Origin of the sequence: Vibrio barjaei, assembly GCF_001639065.2 — a bacterium.
Taxonomy (GTDB): domain Bacteria; phylum Pseudomonadota; class Gammaproteobacteria; order Enterobacterales; family Vibrionaceae; genus Vibrio; species Vibrio barjaei.
The window spans coordinates 74382-91620 of the sequence record NZ_LQXO02000053.1 but is presented as its reverse complement, the minus strand read 5'-3'; the positions used below and the strand labels follow the sequence as shown (position 1 = coordinate 91620).

Sequence of the window (17239 nt, the reverse complement as noted above, 5' to 3'; positions counted from 1 at the left end):
CATTTGTTTGCTTCCTATCAATCCAATTTACATTCCAATATTTTCATTGCATTGGGCTTTGCTAAGCCGAATCCTTGAAACAATGACACTCCATGCAGTTGACAGCGCGCTAATGTGTCTTGATTTTCAATGCCCTCTGCTACAGTAGTTGCCCCTATTTTATTCGCAATGGTTACCGCTTCTGAAACTTTCTCGTCACACAATAAGATGCTTCTATCAAGTTTTAAATAGTCAGCTTTGATTTCTAGTGCACGATCTTTAGTGGAATAATCTGTTCCGTAGTCGTCAAGCGCTGTCTGCACACCAAATTTCGAGAGCTTGCCCTTTCCCATGACAATGGCGCTGATGTCAGATTCTTTAAACTCAGTAATTTCAAACACTATTTGTGATGGTATCGCACCAAATTCACCTATTCGTGTCATGAAACGTTCAACGGCAAGCGGTTCATTTGCAAGCAACTCGAACACACATGGCGAGACATTTAGGAATAACTTTCGTCTTCTAAAACGAGAACAAGAAAAGTTATGCAGGTGTAACTTGCAACATAGAATAGTACAGACGACATTTACCTCCACTTGTCGCTCTAAATCAGCGAAGTAACGTGCGGGGTCAAGTTTCCGACCTGAGATGTGCTTTATTCGAGCCAACCCCTCAAGTGCGACAAGCTCTAGTTGCTTGTTGAAAATTGGTTGAAACACACTAGTAAACTGAACGCCTTGATAAACACCTGTGGCAAGGCCATCTGGTTGTATCTTTAGCAGCTTTTGAACTGCATCATATTGATTAGAGTATATATTGCTAATGTCCATATTACGCAAACAGTACCTCCTTTACGGTTTGTAGCACGAAGTATCGCAGCAATAGTACCAAACCCGTGTTGTGAGATACGTAACACCATGTAAGCAAAGCACTTTGTTTGAACCTGATATGTAAATTGAGGCAAAAACAATGCAGAAAGTTAAGATCAAAAAAGAGCCGCCTAGGCGACTCTTTTATCAGAACTTGGATTAAAAGCGAATTAACCTTCTTTACCAAATACGTTGTTCTCTTGCTCTTGTACGCGAATAAAAGTCGTACGCTTAGTAAGTTCTTTAAGCTTAGCAGCACCAACATAGGTACAAGTTGAACGAACGCCACCTAGAATGTCTTGGATTGTGTTGTTTACATCGCCACGGTAAGGCAGAAGAACCGTCTTACCTTCAGCTGCACGGTAGTTAGCAACACCACCTGAGTGCTTGTCCATAGCAGACTGAGAAGACATGCCGTAGAACTTCATAAATTGCTTACCATCTTGTTCGATGACCTCGCCACCAGATTGCTCATGGCCAGCTAACATACCACCTAGCATTACGAAGTCTGCACCGCCACCGAAAGCTTTAGCAACGTCACCCGCACACGCACAGCCACCATCACCAATGATCATACCACCTAGACCGTGTGCAGCGTCAGCACACTCGATGATTGCAGAAAGCTGTGGGTAACCAACACCTGTCTTAACACGTGTAGTACATACCGAACCAGGGCCAATACCTACTTTAACGATATCCGCGCCAGCTAGAATCAGCTCTTCACACATATCACCAGTCACTACATTACCTGCTGAGATCGTTTTTGTTGGGAATTCAGCTCGTACTTTTTGCACAAACTCAACCAGGTGCTCTGAGTAACCGTTTGCAATATCGATACAAATGAATTCTAGATCTTCGCTTAATGCTAAGATTTCTTTTGTCTTATCGAAATCACGCTCAGACGTGCCCGTTGATACGAATACTTTGTTCAATGTTTCTTTTGTTGCACCAGCAACAAACTCAGCCCACTGCTCTACTGTGTAGTGCTTATGCATCGCAGTCATTACACCGTGTTGTGCTAGCGCAGTAGCCATTTCAAAACTACCAACAGAATCCATGTTAGCTGCAATTACTGGTGTACCAGACCATTGACGACCACTGTGCTTGAATGTAAAATCGCGGGTTAAATTTACTTGAGAACGACTTTTCAGTGTTGAACGCTTAGGGCGAAACAGTACATCTTTAAAGCCTAACTTAAGTTCTTGTTCGATACGCATTGTGTAAATTCCTTGATTTATATAGTACATGTTCCAGTGGGCATATGACTAAGCATAGTGCGTTGGCTCTCCGTTGGCAGACGGTTTACCTTTCTTCGGACACAAAAAAACCGGAGCGTTGGCAGACGCTCCGGTTTTCAGCATTATAGGTCGCGAAAATAATCTCGCAAGACTGATATTTTAATTTTTTTTGTGTTACTATTCCGACAAGTTGCAAATCCGCTGATTATCAATCTACTCCCAACGAAACAAAACCTCCCCAACCCTCTGATATAAAAGAACAAACCTACACTATTTACATGAGCAAGCTTAGTTTAGCACTCGACGCAAACGTTTTTGCACTGTTCAAATATCGAGCTTTCAACACCTATATGTGCAATTGTTGGCCAATTTTTGTGGTTGTTCTTGTTGTCTATGAGTTCATTTTTACCGATTAATTCGGAAAAAAACCGCTATTTTATACAACCTCCGAACTGTTCAAACTAAAAGTCATTGTTCTTATCGCCATCACAAATACTTCAAACGCTTAAGATGAAACATAATTGTCATGATTTCGAACTAAACGAATTTGTGGGAGTAAGTCAGAAGCTAGCATGCCGACTTCTCCATGTTCCTTTGACTCCTCGTCAGCCGCAATGCTGTGAATCAAAGTGCCGAGAATTGCGGACTGCACGGTGTTTTTTCCCTGCCCTAATAGACCTAGGATTGTTCCAGTCAATAAATCACCCATTCCACCATTGGCCATCCCTGGGTTTCCCGCATGACAAACAATCATAGACTGACCGTCATAAATCAGTGTCCCTGCACCTTTTAGCACCACCACTCCGCCGTAAGCTTTTTGTAATGCTCTAATTGCCTGAAAACGATCTTTTTCTATATCACCTATACGACAGTTTAATAATTGTGCGGCCTCACCTGGGTGAGGTGTCATGATATGGTTCTTCAAGACAGGAAGGTCGCTTTGTGACTGGCTTAGGCGATATAAGCCATCAGCATCAATGACGACAGGAAGATCCAGTGACATTGCCAACTTCAGTGTTTGGTCAAAAACTCTAGCGGACCAAGCAGTTCGTCCTAACCCCACCCCTATTGCGACTGCGGAGCTCCAATTAACGCGGTCAGTCAATGATTGGGTGGTGCACGCATCAATCATCGCCTCAGGTAGCAACGTTCTTATTGGTGTGACACTCGCTTCGTGGGTTAATACTGCGCAAAGCCCACCACCTGCTCTCAAACAAGCCGCAGAGGCGAGATAGGCCGCCCCACTCATTCCATTATTTGCACCAACCACTAGTAACTTTCCATGCGTACCTTTGTGAGAGTCTTTTGCTCTTTGCGGAAGATGATTCAGCCAATGATTGTTGGTCAATGTGGCGTTCGCTTTATTTTGTTGAGTAAACGCCTTATCCACTCCTAATCCAGCAAAATGCAGTTGTCCTGTAAATGCTCTAGCTCGACCGGTAACTAACCCTTGTTTAACGCCGATAAAAGTTACGGTTCTATCCGCCTCGATCGCATTTCCCAAAACAACACCGGTATCAGTATCAAGCCCGGACGGAGTATCTATCGAAACGATTGGTTTAGAAGACTGATTTAAACGGTCAAACACGTGAGAATAGAAAGGACGTACTTCACCCGAAATACCTGTCCCTAACAAAGCATCAATAATAATGTCAATGTCATCCGCTACCACATTTTCCGGCGAATCAATAACGCCACCAGCGGCAAGAAATTCATCTCTAGCTCGCAATGCGTCGCCTTTGAGTGCGCTTGAGTCGCCAACTTGCCAAACAGTAACGTCGTAGCCCGCAATAAGACTTAGTCTAGCGACAATATACCCATCACCGCCGTTGTTACCCTTACCGCAGCAAACTAGTAGTTTTCGAGTCTCTGTATAGTAAGTTTGTATCAGCTCAAATACTGACGCGCCAGCCAGCTCCATTAAGGTATACATTTCTATACCTAGTTGTTGAGCGACGACCTTCTCTCCTTCGCGAACTTGTTGCGAAGTGAAAAGCGGCTCAGGCAAGGATGTTATTTTTTGATTCGAAGAGATCATGTGTGCTCCCGTTTTAACCCTAGTGTCTGCTTATTAGGCAACAAATAAGGGGCTATAAAGCGTTAGCTATTCCGCTTTTATTGGTATTTATCCAAATGTTAGCAAACGGGGCACATCAAAGGTGTGAATGAGATTACAAGTTAAAACTGAGGCCAGAAAATATGCAGCGCAAACCTGAGGACAATGGCGAAAATGATCAGTGCTACACCTAATCTATAACGTTTGTACTCATTAACGCTCATTGGAACGCGTTTATAGAACATGGTGACGACGCCCTTCCAATCTTGACTACGACGACCATATTGCACGACACCCGTGATAATGAACAATACCCCGGCAAGTAACAGAAGTTTCTCTGTCCAAAAAACACCTTGCTCTATCATAACCCAACTCACTCCTTAAACTGGTTCGTAACTAGTTTATGATGGAAAGACGTACTTTTCTGTAGAACTATAGTCTAATAGCGAACTTGTCATTAAGTCTGAAGCGATGTCTCGCCAACCATCAATTTCTTGTATTAGATGTTGATGTTGTTTTTCTGTCACACTGTTGAGCGCAAGAGATATGTATTTTTCTGCTACTTGTCGATTGTTAGCGATTTTAAGTTTTAGTTCTTCGCTATAAAAACTCTCACTGTCATTTAACAAACGCTGAAACTCTGGTTGAAAGTAGCCTAGATCGGAGCGCCGATTAAGCAACTGGCGCATAAAGTGCTGCATCTGCTGACGATGGGCTTGCCAATCAAAGACCGTAACATCCATTTCATTTGCCCAACGACTCGCAAGTGTTTTTTGCTGATCTGTCAGAGATCCAAACCAACGCTCCAAATTCTCTTCAATACGTTGTTGGTAAATAAGTCGAATATCTTCGTCTTTGAGGCCTTGATACTTTTTAATGAACTTCTCGTCTTTCTGTTCAAAATTTTCGAGTAACTCTTTCACTTGTTTATCTGTCATCTGTTGCGTCAATGCATACAAATCAGGGGTAACCTGAGCAACTAAACGTTTTGTATGCTGCCTCACCTGTTCCATCTGCAAAGAAACATACTCTGAATCCACCTTTTTTGGGTCTTTATTTCGGATATCCGTCAACTGTTGTAGGTATCGAGGTAGTTCATTTGATTTATGCCAATCACCAAGAACTAGAATACGTTCGGTTAATATTTCCTCCTGTCCATCTTCAAGCGTTACGTAGTCATCAATATAGTCAACAATGAACCAATCCAAATTGCTATATAAGAATTTTGTTGTACACCCAGTTACAATTAACAAACTGGCAAATAAACCGAAAGTTCTAACCCAACCAACCTTTTTCATATAAATACTTCTTCCCTAATTTATGTTCACGCGGACTTATACGAAGTTTAAGATAAGATTAGATTGAAAATGACTAAAGCGCCCAACTTTGAGCGCTTTTTGACTTGTTTAAATTTGTGGTCTGGCGGTTGAGTGCGTTGAAGGAGGAAGGTGAGGTAAAGTAACCTCAGGCTGCTCTCCTGTGAGCGATCTTAAGAATGCGGTGATTTTCTTCGATTCGTCTTTAGTTAAGCTTTGCCCTAACTGAATATCGGCCATTACTTCCACTGCTTCTTGCAGATCCCATACAGAGCCGTCATGGAAGTATGGGTATGTAAGTTCGATGTTGCGGAGTGTAGGCACTTTAAACACATATTTATCGAAATCCTTTCCTGTTACGGCGGCTCTACCGATATCTGGATTATCTGTTTTAAATGCTTTTACCAAGCCCATTTTTTGGTACATCTGGCCTCCCGCTAGTGGTCCACTATGGCAAGCCGTACAGCCTTTTTGCTTAAACAACGCATAGCCTTCGACTTGTTCCGCAGTTAAGGCAGAATCATCACCCTTTAACCACTTATCAAACGCCGCGTTGGGGGTGCGAAGCGTTTTTTCAAACGTTGCAATGGCATCAGTTACTTCATTAATGGTAAAGTTCTTTGAACCATACGCACTTTCAAACCACTGTTGATACTGAGGAATGGACTGCAAGGTCCCAATAGCAAGCTCATGTGAAAACGCCATTTCTATCGGATTTTCAATAGGCCCTGCTGCTTGCTCTTGAAGATCTTTCGCTCGTCCATTCCAAAATTGTACGAAGTTTAGATCTGAGTTAAGAACCGTCGGTGAATTGATTGGTCCAATTGCCCACTTATGACCAATAGAGCTTGGAAGATTATCAACGCCACCTTTCGCCACATTGTGGCAAGAATTACACGAGATCGTATTGGATGCAGATAATCTTGGTTCAAACCAAAGGGCTTTACCCAAGTCGACTTTTTGTTGGTCCAAGCCAACCACGGATTCAATCACTTTGATAGGTTCTTGGTCTTGCCTTTTCGCATTAACGTTAAATGCGATACCTACTGCTATTGCTGTTACTATTACATTTCTCATTGCTTATTCCTTTGCGCAAATATGTAAATATTAAATACAAGCGAATACCGACGAAATATATCGTCTAGTTAGGTTATAATTATTATTAAATACAACGAACTTATGGCTTATTTGTTTGTCGCCATAAAACAGTAAGTAAATATTAATCGCTTTTACAATGCAAAATTTAGATTAAGCTTATGAAAAAAAGGAATGTAAAGTTTAATAAGCTGCTATTCGCCTTTATTCATGGTACTTTGAAATATAATGAGAAATTAGTCATTACAGTAATTCTACATTTTGTTTACACACTTTATTGATTTAAATCAACCAGTAAATTTAGCATTAGAAAAGAAACGATACACTAGAGCTATTTATTTTTTCATCGCATTTCTCTAGTGAATTCCCAAAAATCCACCATATGCGTTTCACCCAACGCTATACGTAATAACCGATATTCCAAATTGACATACCGATTTCGTTAACATGCTCCCAAATCAACCGGAGTACCCCCTATGAAAAAACCTTTATTTTCTTTACTGTTAGCCTCTACATTTGCCTTGCCTAGCTACGCAAACATTATCGTTGATATGCAAGGTGTGGACGAAAAAGATTACATCTACGATCTACACCAGTGCGAAGAGATGTCTGGACAAGTACAGAAGCAAAAATCATCAGGTGGAGCAATAAGCGGGGCAGCTAAAGGGGCAGCTTTAGGTTCGGCTGGCGTAGCAATCGCTGGTGGATCGGGGACTGAAGGTGCGAAAAAAGGTGCTGCAGTGGGAATGGCAGCTGGCGTTCTTGGCCGTAACCGCGCTAATCGTGAAAACGCAGAACAATATAACCAAGACAAGCAGACAGTAGTTAAAAATTGTATGACTAACCGTGGTTACGTGGTACTTAACTAATAATTGCTAAGTTCCTACCCAACAATTATAGTTGCCTTAAACTAGCTAAATGGTATCGACTTGCCGATGAACGATCTCAATGCGCTACGCGTATTCTTAACCCTGATGCAAACGCAATCTACGTTAAAAACAGCCAAGGCGTTAGGTCGTTCTCAGTCCTATGTATCTAAGACGCTAGCTCAATTAAGGATCGACTTAGCTGATCCGCTTTTTGTACGTAGTGCGGAAGGTTTATCTCCGACTAGCTATGCTCAAAACATTGAGCCCAAACTAAGAATTGCCCTCGCAGATATTACCGATGCTTTAAAGCCGGATACCTTCAATCCCAAATCTGTCGATAAAATCACTTTACACATCATCGAACCTTACTTGATCGCTTGTGGCAAAGAAATTATCGATGCCATTCGCGCGCATACATCAGCGCCAATTGAAATCAGGCAGTGGAATAAAGGCTCAGAGTCGTTGCTTCTGACGGAAGAAGTTGATCTTGCAGTCCATGCTTTGACAGACAAGCCCCAATCTATATATCAGAAATATATTCATACTGGTACTGGCGTGTTATATGGAAACACGGATGGCGAATACGTTAAGTATATGGTTGCCGATCTCAATGAACATATTGATTGGTACAAGCTGCTTGATAGTGGTGCGCAAGCAACCATTTTCGTCGATAATCATGCTTTGATGACACAGTTAATGGAACAATGTTACACATTGCGATATATCACGTCCGAAACACCAGAAAAAGCCCCCTTACACTTGGACATGGCTATCTTAACGAAGGCGTCACGTAAAAATGAAGATAAGGTAAAATGGCTCATAGAAATCGTCGAACCAATTCTGAGACGTTATACCCCTCTTTCTTACAGCAACACACCCAACTGAGACATAGACCTAGTTCACATATATAGGAAATCTGCGTCCGTTATTTCTTATAAATGAGCAATAGGCTGTCCTTTTGATATGAAACCCGTTTTATTCCTTTGATAAAAAAGGGTACTTCACCTATTTTTAGCAGTGATGTAATACATCGTACAGTTAACGATATAAAGGACGTCATTATGAGAAAAACAGTGGTAGCAGCATCAATTATAGGAGCGATGATGGCATTGCCCGTTATCGCCGATGATGGTTTTTATTTGGGTGGTCGATTGGGTGGTTCTCAACTATCCGATGCGTGTAATGTCTCAGCAGCACCTTGTACAGACAGTGGCTTCAGTGCAGGCGTTTATACTGGTTACGATTGGAATGACTACATTGCACTCGAGTTTGCTTACGATTGGCTCGGCAGTTATGAAACATCATTTGTTGATGGAGCAGAGTATAGAAGAGATGCCAATTTGAGTGCTATTACACTTGCACCTAAGTTCTCGTACCCATTTAACGATGAATGGGCAATATTCGGTAAAGTTGGCGCCGCATATACAATGTATGATGACCGTAAGTCAACAGCTCTGATGGGAGGAATCGGTTTAGAGTATGACTTTGCAACAGCTTGGTCAGGTCGACTCGAATATCAGCGAATCAACGACGCTAAAGACGACTGGTTCAACACTGATGTCGATACATTCTGGCTCGGCATTTCATACTCATTTGGTAATGCATCTGGGGCTGCTGCAACCGCTGCAGCAGCTAGTGCAACTCAGGAGGCCCCAGCCGAAGAACCACCTGTTGTAGAAGCGGTGGTTATGACCAAAACATTTGAACAAGTTTCTGGTCAAGAAAACTTCGAGTTTAATAGCACGCAGTTGAACGAAAATACTAAGTCTGACTACGATCCACTTATCGCTCTAATGCAAGATCATCCAGATTCAACAGTAACCATCACAGGTTATACTGATTCATCTGGTCCTGAAGAGGTCAATCAACGAATTTCTGAAGAGCGCGCTGAATCCATCGCCGCTTACTTAGAATCTCAAGGCATAGACCGCTCTAGAATGACGGTTAGTGGCATGGGCGAAGCGAACCCAATTGCCGACAACTCAACGAAAGAAGGTCGTGCGCAAAATCGTCGTGTTGAAATTACTGTTCCTGAGTTCGAATACACCACAGAAGAAATGGTAGAAAAAACTCAATAGTAGTTCTTAAGAGCAAAAGAAACCGAGCTTAGCTCGGTTTCTTTTTTTATGCTTTAAGTGCTTGTTCCAAGTCGGCCAGTATGTCATCAATATGTTCAATGCCAACTGAAAGCCTAATCATCTCAGGACGTACTCCCGCTTCTAACTGTTCAGACTCACTCATTTGTCTATGAGTTGTAGAAGCAGGATGACACGCTAATGATTTCGCATCGCCAATGTTCACCAATCTCTTAAATATCTGTAACGCGTCATAAAAACGTACACCAGCTTCATAACCATCTTTCAAGCCAAAAGACAGAATTGCGGATGGTTTGCCATCCATATATTTGCACGCCAGTTCATAGTGCGCCGAATCTTCTAAACCTGCATAAGACACCCAACTCACTTTCTCGTGTTGCTGTAAATATTGCGCTACTTTCAGGGCATTTTCAGTATGACGCTCCATACGCAAAGGGAGAGTTTCTAGACCTTGTAACAACATAAATGCATTCATTGGAGAGAGCGCTGACCCTGTATTGCGCAAAGGCACGGTTCTAGCTCGACCTATAAACGCTGCTGGACCAAACGCTTCGGTATAGACCACACCGTGATAAGACGGTTCTGGTTGATTGAAGACAGGGAATCGCTCTTTATGTTGCTCCCATGGAAACTTCCCAGAATCGATAATCACACCGCCGAGCGATGTTCCATGTCCACCAACATACTTTGTCAAAGAATGCACTACTATGTCCGCACCATACTCGATGGGTTTACAAAGTATCGGAGTCGCAACAGTATTGTCGACAATGACAGGAACACCTTGTTGATGCGCCAACGTAGAGATACCTTCTAAGTCGACGATATTTCCTGCCGGGTTACCAATCGATTCGCAATAAACAGCCTTGGTATTTTCGTCAATTAACTCGGCGATCGATTCTGGCTTATCGTCTTTAGCAAACTTAACTTGAATCCCTTGCTTGGGCAACATATGGGCAAATAATGTGTACGTTCCGCCATAAAGTTGCGGCGTCGAGACAATGTTATCTCCGGCCTCAGCTAGAGTCAGAATGGCATAATTAATCGCGGCACTACCTGCACTAACCACCAACCCAGCAATTCCGCCTTCTAAAGCTGCCATGCGCTGTTCGAGTACATCATTCGTTGGGTTCATAATGCGAGTATAAATATTACCTGGTACTTCCAAATTGAATAGATCCGCTCCGTGCTGTGCGCTATCAAATTCGTACGCTACCGTTTGGTAAATGGGCGTCGCGACTGATTTTGTCGTAGGGTCCGTTTCATATCCGTGATGAATCGATAGTGTTTCGTCTTTCATTGTCCTTCCTTTTACAAAGTCCTGTCTTTCTGGACGGTTTTAAGCGTCAGCCTTTCAGTATTTCACTACTAAATCGAGAATTCTTTGAATCAGACCAAAAAACCAACATGAGATTTTGCTTTTTAGCCTTATGTTTTATCGGTTTTACCAATTAATGAAATAAGTAGAGCCAGTTATACGTGCTTCAACAACCCTAGTATTGTTGCGACATAATCAAAAAGAAGAGAAAACCATATGACCGACAAAGCACTGATCGTCGAAGGTGGCGCAATGCGAGGCATATTTGCAGCAGGTGTGTTGGACGCGTTTTTAGAGCAGTCGCACAGCCCATACCACTTCGTTATCGGCGTTTCTGCCGGAGCATCAAACCTACTGGGATATTTGGGGAATGCTCCAGGTCGAAGCTATAAAGTTATTAAGGAACTCGCGACCAGCAGTCAGTTTTATAACCCTCGCAGGTTTGTATCTGGTGGACATCTCGTGGATGTTAAATGGCTATATGAAGAATCCAATAAACAGTTTCCACTCGATAAAGACACAGTGTTCAATTCAGTACCTTTTATCGCCGCAGCTACAAATGTTTCAACAGGTCTACCGGATTACTATGAAGTCACTCGTCACAATATCGCTAAAGCATTAGAGGCAACCGCCTCATTACCTCTCGCCTATAAAGAAACACCTTGCTTTGGTGGCGGATGTTATACCGATGGTGGCGTGGCAGATTCAATTCCCGTACGTGAGGCATATCGCCGTGGAGCTAGAGACATCACGGTTATCCTGTCTCATCCTTTAAGCTATGAAATGCCTAAACCTAAAGCAGGTTGGCTAATGAAAAAGATGTTTGTCAAACATCCAAATGTAGGTCGAGCACTCACTAAACGCGCTCAAAACTACAATGAATCTTTGGATTTTATCCGGAACCCACCGTTGGACTGCATCATTCGTGTCATCTCTCCACCAGAGCATTTCCCAGTAAAACGTTTAACAATGAAAAAAGAGTTGCTGGATGTAGGTTACGATATGGGACTAGACGAAGGAAGGAAGCATGTTCACCACCTTAAGGGTGAACATGTCTATCAACAAGAAGAGTGCCCTTTCTGCTAACACCAGGTGTTATAGGACAAGGTCTTCATTAAGCGATTATGCTAACTCAAACGTGATTACGTACAATTCGTTCTCACTAGGATATATGTCACGGATGACTTCTTTTAGCTGAGGTAAAGTCATGTTCTCTTGATGAGCGTGAGCCTCATTAATATCGTCGTATTGAATCGCCTCAATGGAAACAATGTTTAGACTTCCAAACTTTCTACCAGTTTCAAACGTCGCGACAGGAATGACTCGCCCTAGTTCAAAATCAATTTCTGTTTTGTCGCGAATCGTAATTGTTTTCTTACCTGACAAAATATCAGTTTCAAACCTTTCGAAAAACGTGATTTGGTCTAGCATACAATACCCTTAATTAACCAAACTTACTGTACTACCAACTCTCGATGCATGCACATCAAGACGAAGTGGCATTTGTTCTTTTAGTTCTGAGACATGGGAAATAATCCCAATTGTTCGTCCGCTTTGTTGAAGCTCAACTAGAGTCTGAACTGCAAGGTCGAGAGATTCTGGATCTAAGCTGCCGAATCCTTCATCGATAAACAGCGTATCCAATCGAATGCCACCGCTATAGGATTGAACGACATCTGACAGTCCAAGGGCTAAGGAAAGCGCTGCCATAAATGACTCACCACCCGAGAGCGTCGCCACATCACGCCATTTTCCTGTATATGCATCCTCGACTATTAAATCCAAGCCAGACCCTGCATTACCTTTACTTCGTGTTTCTTTTCGTTTTAGGTCATATCGACCTTTACTCATCAATCTCAATCGTTGTGATGCTTGGATGAGTACGTCATCAAGCAATACGCCTAATACAAAACGATGAAGACTAATTTTATTACCCGTTTTACCATTAGCCACGTCACTTAATGTCCCAACCACTTGATATTGTTTATCAAGCTCTGCATTTTGCGACATCAACGAGTTCACTCGAGTTAATACGTTATTTAGGCTATCCAGTTTAGATTGCTGTTGTTGGAACTGATCTAACATATGTTGATACGATGCATCAGTTTCATTTTTCACAACAAACAGTTCTTGAACATTCGGATAATCAGCGTCTTTCAGCTCTTCAGTCAACAGCTTGAGCTGCTCACTTACCCTAACCTCATCTCGAAAAAATGTCTCAAGTTCCTGCTCAAGCGCAATAATACGTTGCTCGTCTACTATCGAGAACAAGAAAGTTTCCTCATCAGGAAAATTGCTACTCAACAGCAGCGTCTTCCACCTCTCTACTGAAGAAACATGTTCGTTTGATAAGTCATTCAATTGCTTAGTTAATGTGTCCAAATGAGATTGATATTTAACCAAGGTTTCTGCTGTCTGATTAGCATAGCTCTGTGCTGCTTCAAGTGCCTGAGAAAGCTGCATTAGTTCATCAGAGATTGAAGCTTGTCGCTGTATGACTAATTGCGCATTAGCGTATCCAGTCTTATTATTCGATTCCAACTGTACAACCACTGCTCGCAGTTGCTCTTTTGAAATTGCCGCTTTATTGACTGTTTCCGTTAAAGTGTTTAATAACTCTTGCTTAGTTGATGTTTCGCTGACGTGCTTGTTAAGGCGCGTTTCCATAGCGTTTAAATCAATCTTGTTGAGTTCACTGATTTTGTTTTCAAGCATCGTTATTTGATTCTGCGTTTCAATAACAGATTGTTCTAACTTTTCTTCTTCCAACTCTAATGAATTTATAAGGTCGCTTCGCTGTAAGACGGCACTTTCTAGAGCACTATTTAGTCTTACCAACTCCTGTTGCTGCTGGTTAAGCTCTACATTTACGCTCGTTTCATTGGCTCTAAGGTCATTCAATTGTTGTAAGCTAACGGTTTCCTGCGATGGTGCCGCTAGTTTAGGGTGTTCAACACTGCCACAAACTGGACAAGCGGTACCTTCTTCAAGAGTCGCGGCCAGTATCGAGGCTTGACTAGAATGCCAGACTATTTCACATTCTGTACGCTTGCGAGTAGCGGCTTGAGCCGAAGCTGACAAGTTTTTAACCGTAGATTGAGTGTCATTTTGCTGTTTCTGCAAGGCTACAATATTCGCGGCTAATGTTTTAAGTGTTTCAATACCTTGCCATTGTTTTCGCTGCTCATTGAGTGACATTGTCACTTCACCAAGTTTCTGCTTCTCTTTCCCAGCGTCACTTATAGATTTTTCAAGCGTTAGAGTCTGCCCTTGAAGTCGTTCGACTTCATCGGATATTTGTTTATGCTGCTCTACATATGTGTTGAACTGACTTTCAGCATGTTGAGCTTCTCGCCTTTTATAATCAAGCTGGTTCAGAGTTTTCTCTAACTGCTTTAAGGAGTAGCTTTCTTCATTGAGCGCTTCACTCCTTTTATGAACCACTTTTTGTTGTTCCAAAGCAGTAAGAGACGCTTCTCTTTCCATCTGCGCTTGTTTAATTTTTCCACGTCCAATATCAATACGTTCCGATAAAGTAGACATGTTTTGTGCAAGCTTTATGGTTTCATCAAACGCAGGTTTAATCTTTATTGCCTGCTTGTGGCTCGTCATAATTTGCTTGTTTTGTGTAATCTCTCCACGTTTGTCGTTTAACGTTTTTGCTTCAGCCTCTAGGTTGCTCCTAGCTTGGAATCTCTTTTCTAGTGACTGCGCTTGATCATATGTTTGCTGAGCTAGGTTTTTTCTCTTTTCAACGACTTGTAATTCTTGCTTTGCTCGCTCAACATTGGGAGATAACATGTCTAAAGAGTCATTGAGCTGCTGTAAAGATTCAAGAGAAGCTACATCTAACGCGCCTTTAATTTGGTTATCAAATTCCTCTTTCGCTTTTCGAATACCTGCTGCTTTATCAAAAAGAGTACGTTCTATCGCCGTATAGACTTGTGTTTGAAATAACTGACCAAAGATAGATTCCCTCTCTTTAGAACTTGCGGTTAGCAACTCTCTAAACTTTCCTTGAGGAATCACCATCACTTGTCGAAACTGCTTAACGTCAAGTCCTAGCAGTTCTTGTATCGCGACACCTACTTGTTTAGGTTTATTAGCAATAAGCGTGTTGTCGCTAAGCTTAAGTAATGTAGCACTATGGCTTCGTTTTGTTGTGCCGTCTCCACGTTGTTTTGGAACTTCCTGATCGGGACTACGAGTAACCTCATACTTCTCACCTGACAGTTCAAACTCAAACACTAAGGTGGTCAGCGTTTTACTATCGGCATAATCACAACGCATTTGATCGCCAGTACGCTCGCTTCCAGTGGTCTCGCCATAAAGCGCGTAGCAAATCGCATCCAGTATTGAGCTTTTTCCAGAGCCTGTGGGGCCATTGATAAGAAAAAGCGGACAATCACCTAGCTGAGAAAAATCAATACTCTCTTTACCAGAGAATGGACCAAACGCCTGCAGAGTCAGTTTTAAAGGTTTCACTATTGATTACTCCTCAGACTGCTTTTTCAACGACATCACAACTTCTGATAACATGTCCTTTTGATTGCCGGTCATTTCATCTCCCTGAACTTCAAGAAAAAAGTCCTGGAACATATCCACTTCAGAACGACCTAAACGAGCTTGCGACATTTCTTTATCCACACCGATCAACATTCCAGGCTTTTCTAAATGAAGTACGTTTGGGTAGACCTCTCTTAACTTCGCCATAGGATCGAGAATCGCATGCCTATCAGTCAGCCTTACCAATAGATAGTCATCAAAATTTGCGTCGGTTCGACCGTGTTCAAGTAAGTTTTCTAACTCTCCCTCAAGCACTCGCATATCGTGCGGAGCGTTTAAAGGCAAAGCTCTTGTGGTTATCTCGCCACTCTCATCGCAGATTTCCACTAACGTCACGCTTTTTTTATGATGCTGTTCTGAAAATGAATACTTCATGATCGAGCCGGAATAGCGAATAGTTTCTAGCCCTCGTTTTTGAGCTTGATGAAGATGTCCTAAGGCGACGTAATCAAACGACTTAAAATGTTCGTAGCTGACACGATCGGCTCCCCCTATTGATAATGTTCTCTCCGACTCACAAGTTTCAGCACCATCAATAAAACAATGGCTAATAACTACATTATGTACGTCTTTATTTAAGACACTATCGATCTGAGAGGCAAGGTAAGCATGAGCGTCATCATGATTGTTGATTTGGATATCATAGTGGTGCCTTACCGTTTCAGGGTCGCTATAAGGCATACCATAGAAGTGAACCACTCTATTTTGATCGGATACAATTTCGACTGGAGTACAGAGTTGCTCAAGTGAACTAATGATGTGGAGGCCTGCTTTATCGAATTGCTTTGCTCCAAATCCCAACCTCTTCGCCCCATCGTGGTTACCGGAAATCATAATTACCGGCACGTTCAAATCTTGAACCATATGATTCAAAAACCCATCGAGCACTTCGATAGCTGCGGTTGGTGGTACTGAACGGTCATAGATATCACCTGCAATGACTAAAGCGTCAATATGGTTTTCAGTAACGTATTGGGTGATTTGGTTCAAGACTTGCTTTTGATCTTCAAGCAAAGAGACATTGTGAAACTGTCTACCTAAATGCCAATCAGAGGTATGGATAAATTTCATGCGGTTCAATTCGTTATCGATGATTTCCTTGTAGCAAAGTATATCATCAGCACTTCAGATTCCTGCGAAAAACTTCTCGCTTAGGCCACTTACCCTTAATTGCCATATTCTTAGCTATAACCGCCAAAAAATGGGGGTTTTATGAATTTTGATATCAGTTTAGTTATAAATATCATTACTCCCCGACAAAAATAAAAACGGGTAAAAGGGTTTATGAGAGTCAACCACAGTTGATTTAACTGTAATTACTCGCGTTGTTGGTCATGTGTATTTCATTATGCCATGGTCACGTTATCAGCTCTGCTTTTCAACATAGCTGGTATTACTTTTGGTTGATTTTCTCTTATCGCGACCCACTCATGGATGGCAGGTCGCACTTTTAATCCACTCAACAATACGCCAGACAAACAATGTCTAGAACAATAATAAAGGAGACGACAATGAAAGCTCCACAACGAAAAGATAGAATTGAAGACCTTCTGCAAGGGGTCGCCAAAGAAGTACATGCCTACCTTCATGAGTGTGGACGTTTAACTTCCGATGGTTGGGTTTCTTCGGTGACGATCCAGAAGCAGCTTGGTTTAAAACATCATTGCAATCCCATTGGATGCTCAAATGACACGCCAAAAAGCTGGGTGTTTAGCGTCATTATGAGAAAGCTACAAGACCAAGGTAAAGTAGAGTATAAAAAAGTGGGTTCCCGCGTTACCTATCGAAGCCGTACCTTTGTGCACTGACCACCGACAACCATTACCAATAAGAAAGGAGC

The 17239-nt window shown here is 42.1% G+C and carries 14 protein-coding genes and 2 pseudogenes; 5 read left to right on the top strand and 11 right to left on the bottom strand.

Annotated features, from left to right (window positions below; translation table 11 throughout):
- Positions 1–17: 17 nt before the first annotated feature.
- From AWH66_RS21005 to AWH66_RS20980, 6 genes are all read right to left on the bottom strand, one after another.
- The gene (locus AWH66_RS21005; protein WP_063603618.1) at positions 18–809 is read right to left on the bottom strand and encodes an EAL domain-containing protein; all 792 of its coding nucleotides are present in this window, start codon (positions 807–809) and stop codon (positions 18–20) included.
- Between the two features lie 209 nt (positions 810–1018).
- Complete coding sequence (locus AWH66_RS21000) at positions 1019–2065, bottom strand: GMP reductase (protein WP_063603619.1); 1047 nt, start codon at positions 2063–2065, stop codon at positions 1019–1021.
- A 526-nt stretch (positions 2066–2591) separates the two neighbouring features.
- Positions 2592–4124 carry a bifunctional ADP-dependent NAD(P)H-hydrate dehydratase/NAD(P)H-hydrate epimerase gene (locus AWH66_RS20995; protein ID WP_063603620.1) on the bottom strand — a complete coding sequence of 511 codons (1533 nt, stop codon included), beginning with the start codon at positions 4122–4124 and terminating at the stop codon, positions 2592–2594.
- Positions 4125–4264: 140 nt separating this feature from the next.
- Positions 4265–4507: a hypothetical protein gene (locus AWH66_RS20990; RefSeq protein ID WP_083400091.1), complete on the bottom strand. Its 243-nt coding sequence runs from the start codon at positions 4505–4507 to the stop codon at positions 4265–4267.
- 36 nt (positions 4508–4543) lie between these two features.
- Positions 4544–5440 carry a DUF6279 family lipoprotein gene (locus AWH66_RS20985; protein ID WP_063603621.1) on the bottom strand — a complete coding sequence of 299 codons (897 nt, stop codon included), beginning with the start codon at positions 5438–5440 and terminating at the stop codon, positions 4544–4546.
- Positions 5441–5548: 108 nt separating this feature from the next.
- Positions 5549–6535 carry a cytochrome-c peroxidase gene (locus AWH66_RS20980; protein ID WP_063603622.1) on the bottom strand — a complete coding sequence of 329 codons (987 nt, stop codon included), beginning with the start codon at positions 6533–6535 and terminating at the stop codon, positions 5549–5551.
- A gap of 494 nt (positions 6536–7029) precedes the next feature.
- On the opposite strand from AWH66_RS20980, the gene AWH66_RS20975 reads away from it, so the two are divergent.
- The 3 genes from AWH66_RS20975 to AWH66_RS20965 all read left to right on the top strand — a co-directional run bounded on the left by AWH66_RS20975 (position 7030) and on the right by AWH66_RS20965 (position 9500).
- A complete protein-coding gene (locus AWH66_RS20975) occupies positions 7030–7422 on the top strand; it encodes a glycine zipper family protein (protein WP_063603623.1) in 393 nt (130 codons plus the stop codon).
- Positions 7423–7488: 66 nt separating this feature from the next.
- Entirely contained in the window at positions 7489–8307 is an 819-nt protein-coding gene (locus AWH66_RS20970) for a LysR family transcriptional regulator (protein ID WP_063603624.1), read from the top strand.
- 176 nt (positions 8308–8483) lie between these two features.
- Entirely contained in the window at positions 8484–9500 is a 1017-nt protein-coding gene (locus AWH66_RS20965) for an OmpA family protein (protein ID WP_063603625.1), read from the top strand.
- A gap of 46 nt (positions 9501–9546) precedes the next feature.
- On the opposite strand, the gene AWH66_RS20960 is transcribed toward AWH66_RS20965, so the two are convergent.
- Positions 9547–10815, bottom strand: coding sequence for an O-acetylhomoserine aminocarboxypropyltransferase/cysteine synthase family protein (locus AWH66_RS20960; protein WP_063603626.1), 1269 nt, complete (start codon positions 10813–10815; stop codon positions 9547–9549).
- Between the two features lie 234 nt (positions 10816–11049).
- On the opposite strand from AWH66_RS20960, the gene AWH66_RS20955 reads away from it, so the two are divergent.
- On the top strand, positions 11050–11919 hold the full coding sequence (locus tag AWH66_RS20955; protein ID WP_063603627.1) for a patatin-like phospholipase family protein: 870 nt from the start codon (positions 11050–11052) through the stop codon (positions 11917–11919).
- Between the two features lie 36 nt (positions 11920–11955).
- Here the strand turns inward: AWH66_RS20955 and yqfB are convergent, their stop codons facing one another.
- The 4 genes and pseudogenes from yqfB to AWH66_RS20940 all read right to left on the bottom strand — a co-directional run bounded on the left by yqfB (position 11956) and on the right by AWH66_RS20940 (position 16470).
- Entirely contained in the window at positions 11956–12264 is a 309-nt protein-coding gene (yqfB, locus tag AWH66_RS20950; RefSeq protein ID WP_063603628.1) for a N(4)-acetylcytidine aminohydrolase, read from the bottom strand.
- Between the two features lie 9 nt (positions 12265–12273).
- Positions 12274–13869: pseudogene (locus tag AWH66_RS26325) on the bottom strand (SbcC/MukB-like Walker B domain-containing protein); the annotation flags it as partial.
- A gap of 779 nt (positions 13870–14648) precedes the next feature.
- A pseudogene (locus AWH66_RS26320) lies at positions 14649–15318 on the bottom strand (AAA family ATPase); the annotation flags it as partial.
- A gap of 6 nt (positions 15319–15324) precedes the next feature.
- On the bottom strand, positions 15325–16470 hold the full coding sequence (locus AWH66_RS20940) for an exonuclease SbcCD subunit D (protein ID WP_063603630.1): 1146 nt from the start codon (positions 16468–16470) through the stop codon (positions 15325–15327).
- Positions 16471–16910: 440 nt separating this feature from the next.
- Here AWH66_RS20940 and AWH66_RS20935 point away from each other — a divergent pair, with 440 nt between their 5' ends.
- Positions 16911–17207 (top strand): hypothetical protein, encoded by a 297-nt coding sequence (locus AWH66_RS20935; RefSeq protein WP_063603631.1) that lies wholly within the window; start codon positions 16911–16913, stop codon positions 17205–17207.
- The last annotated feature ends 32 nt before the right edge of the window (positions 17208–17239 follow it).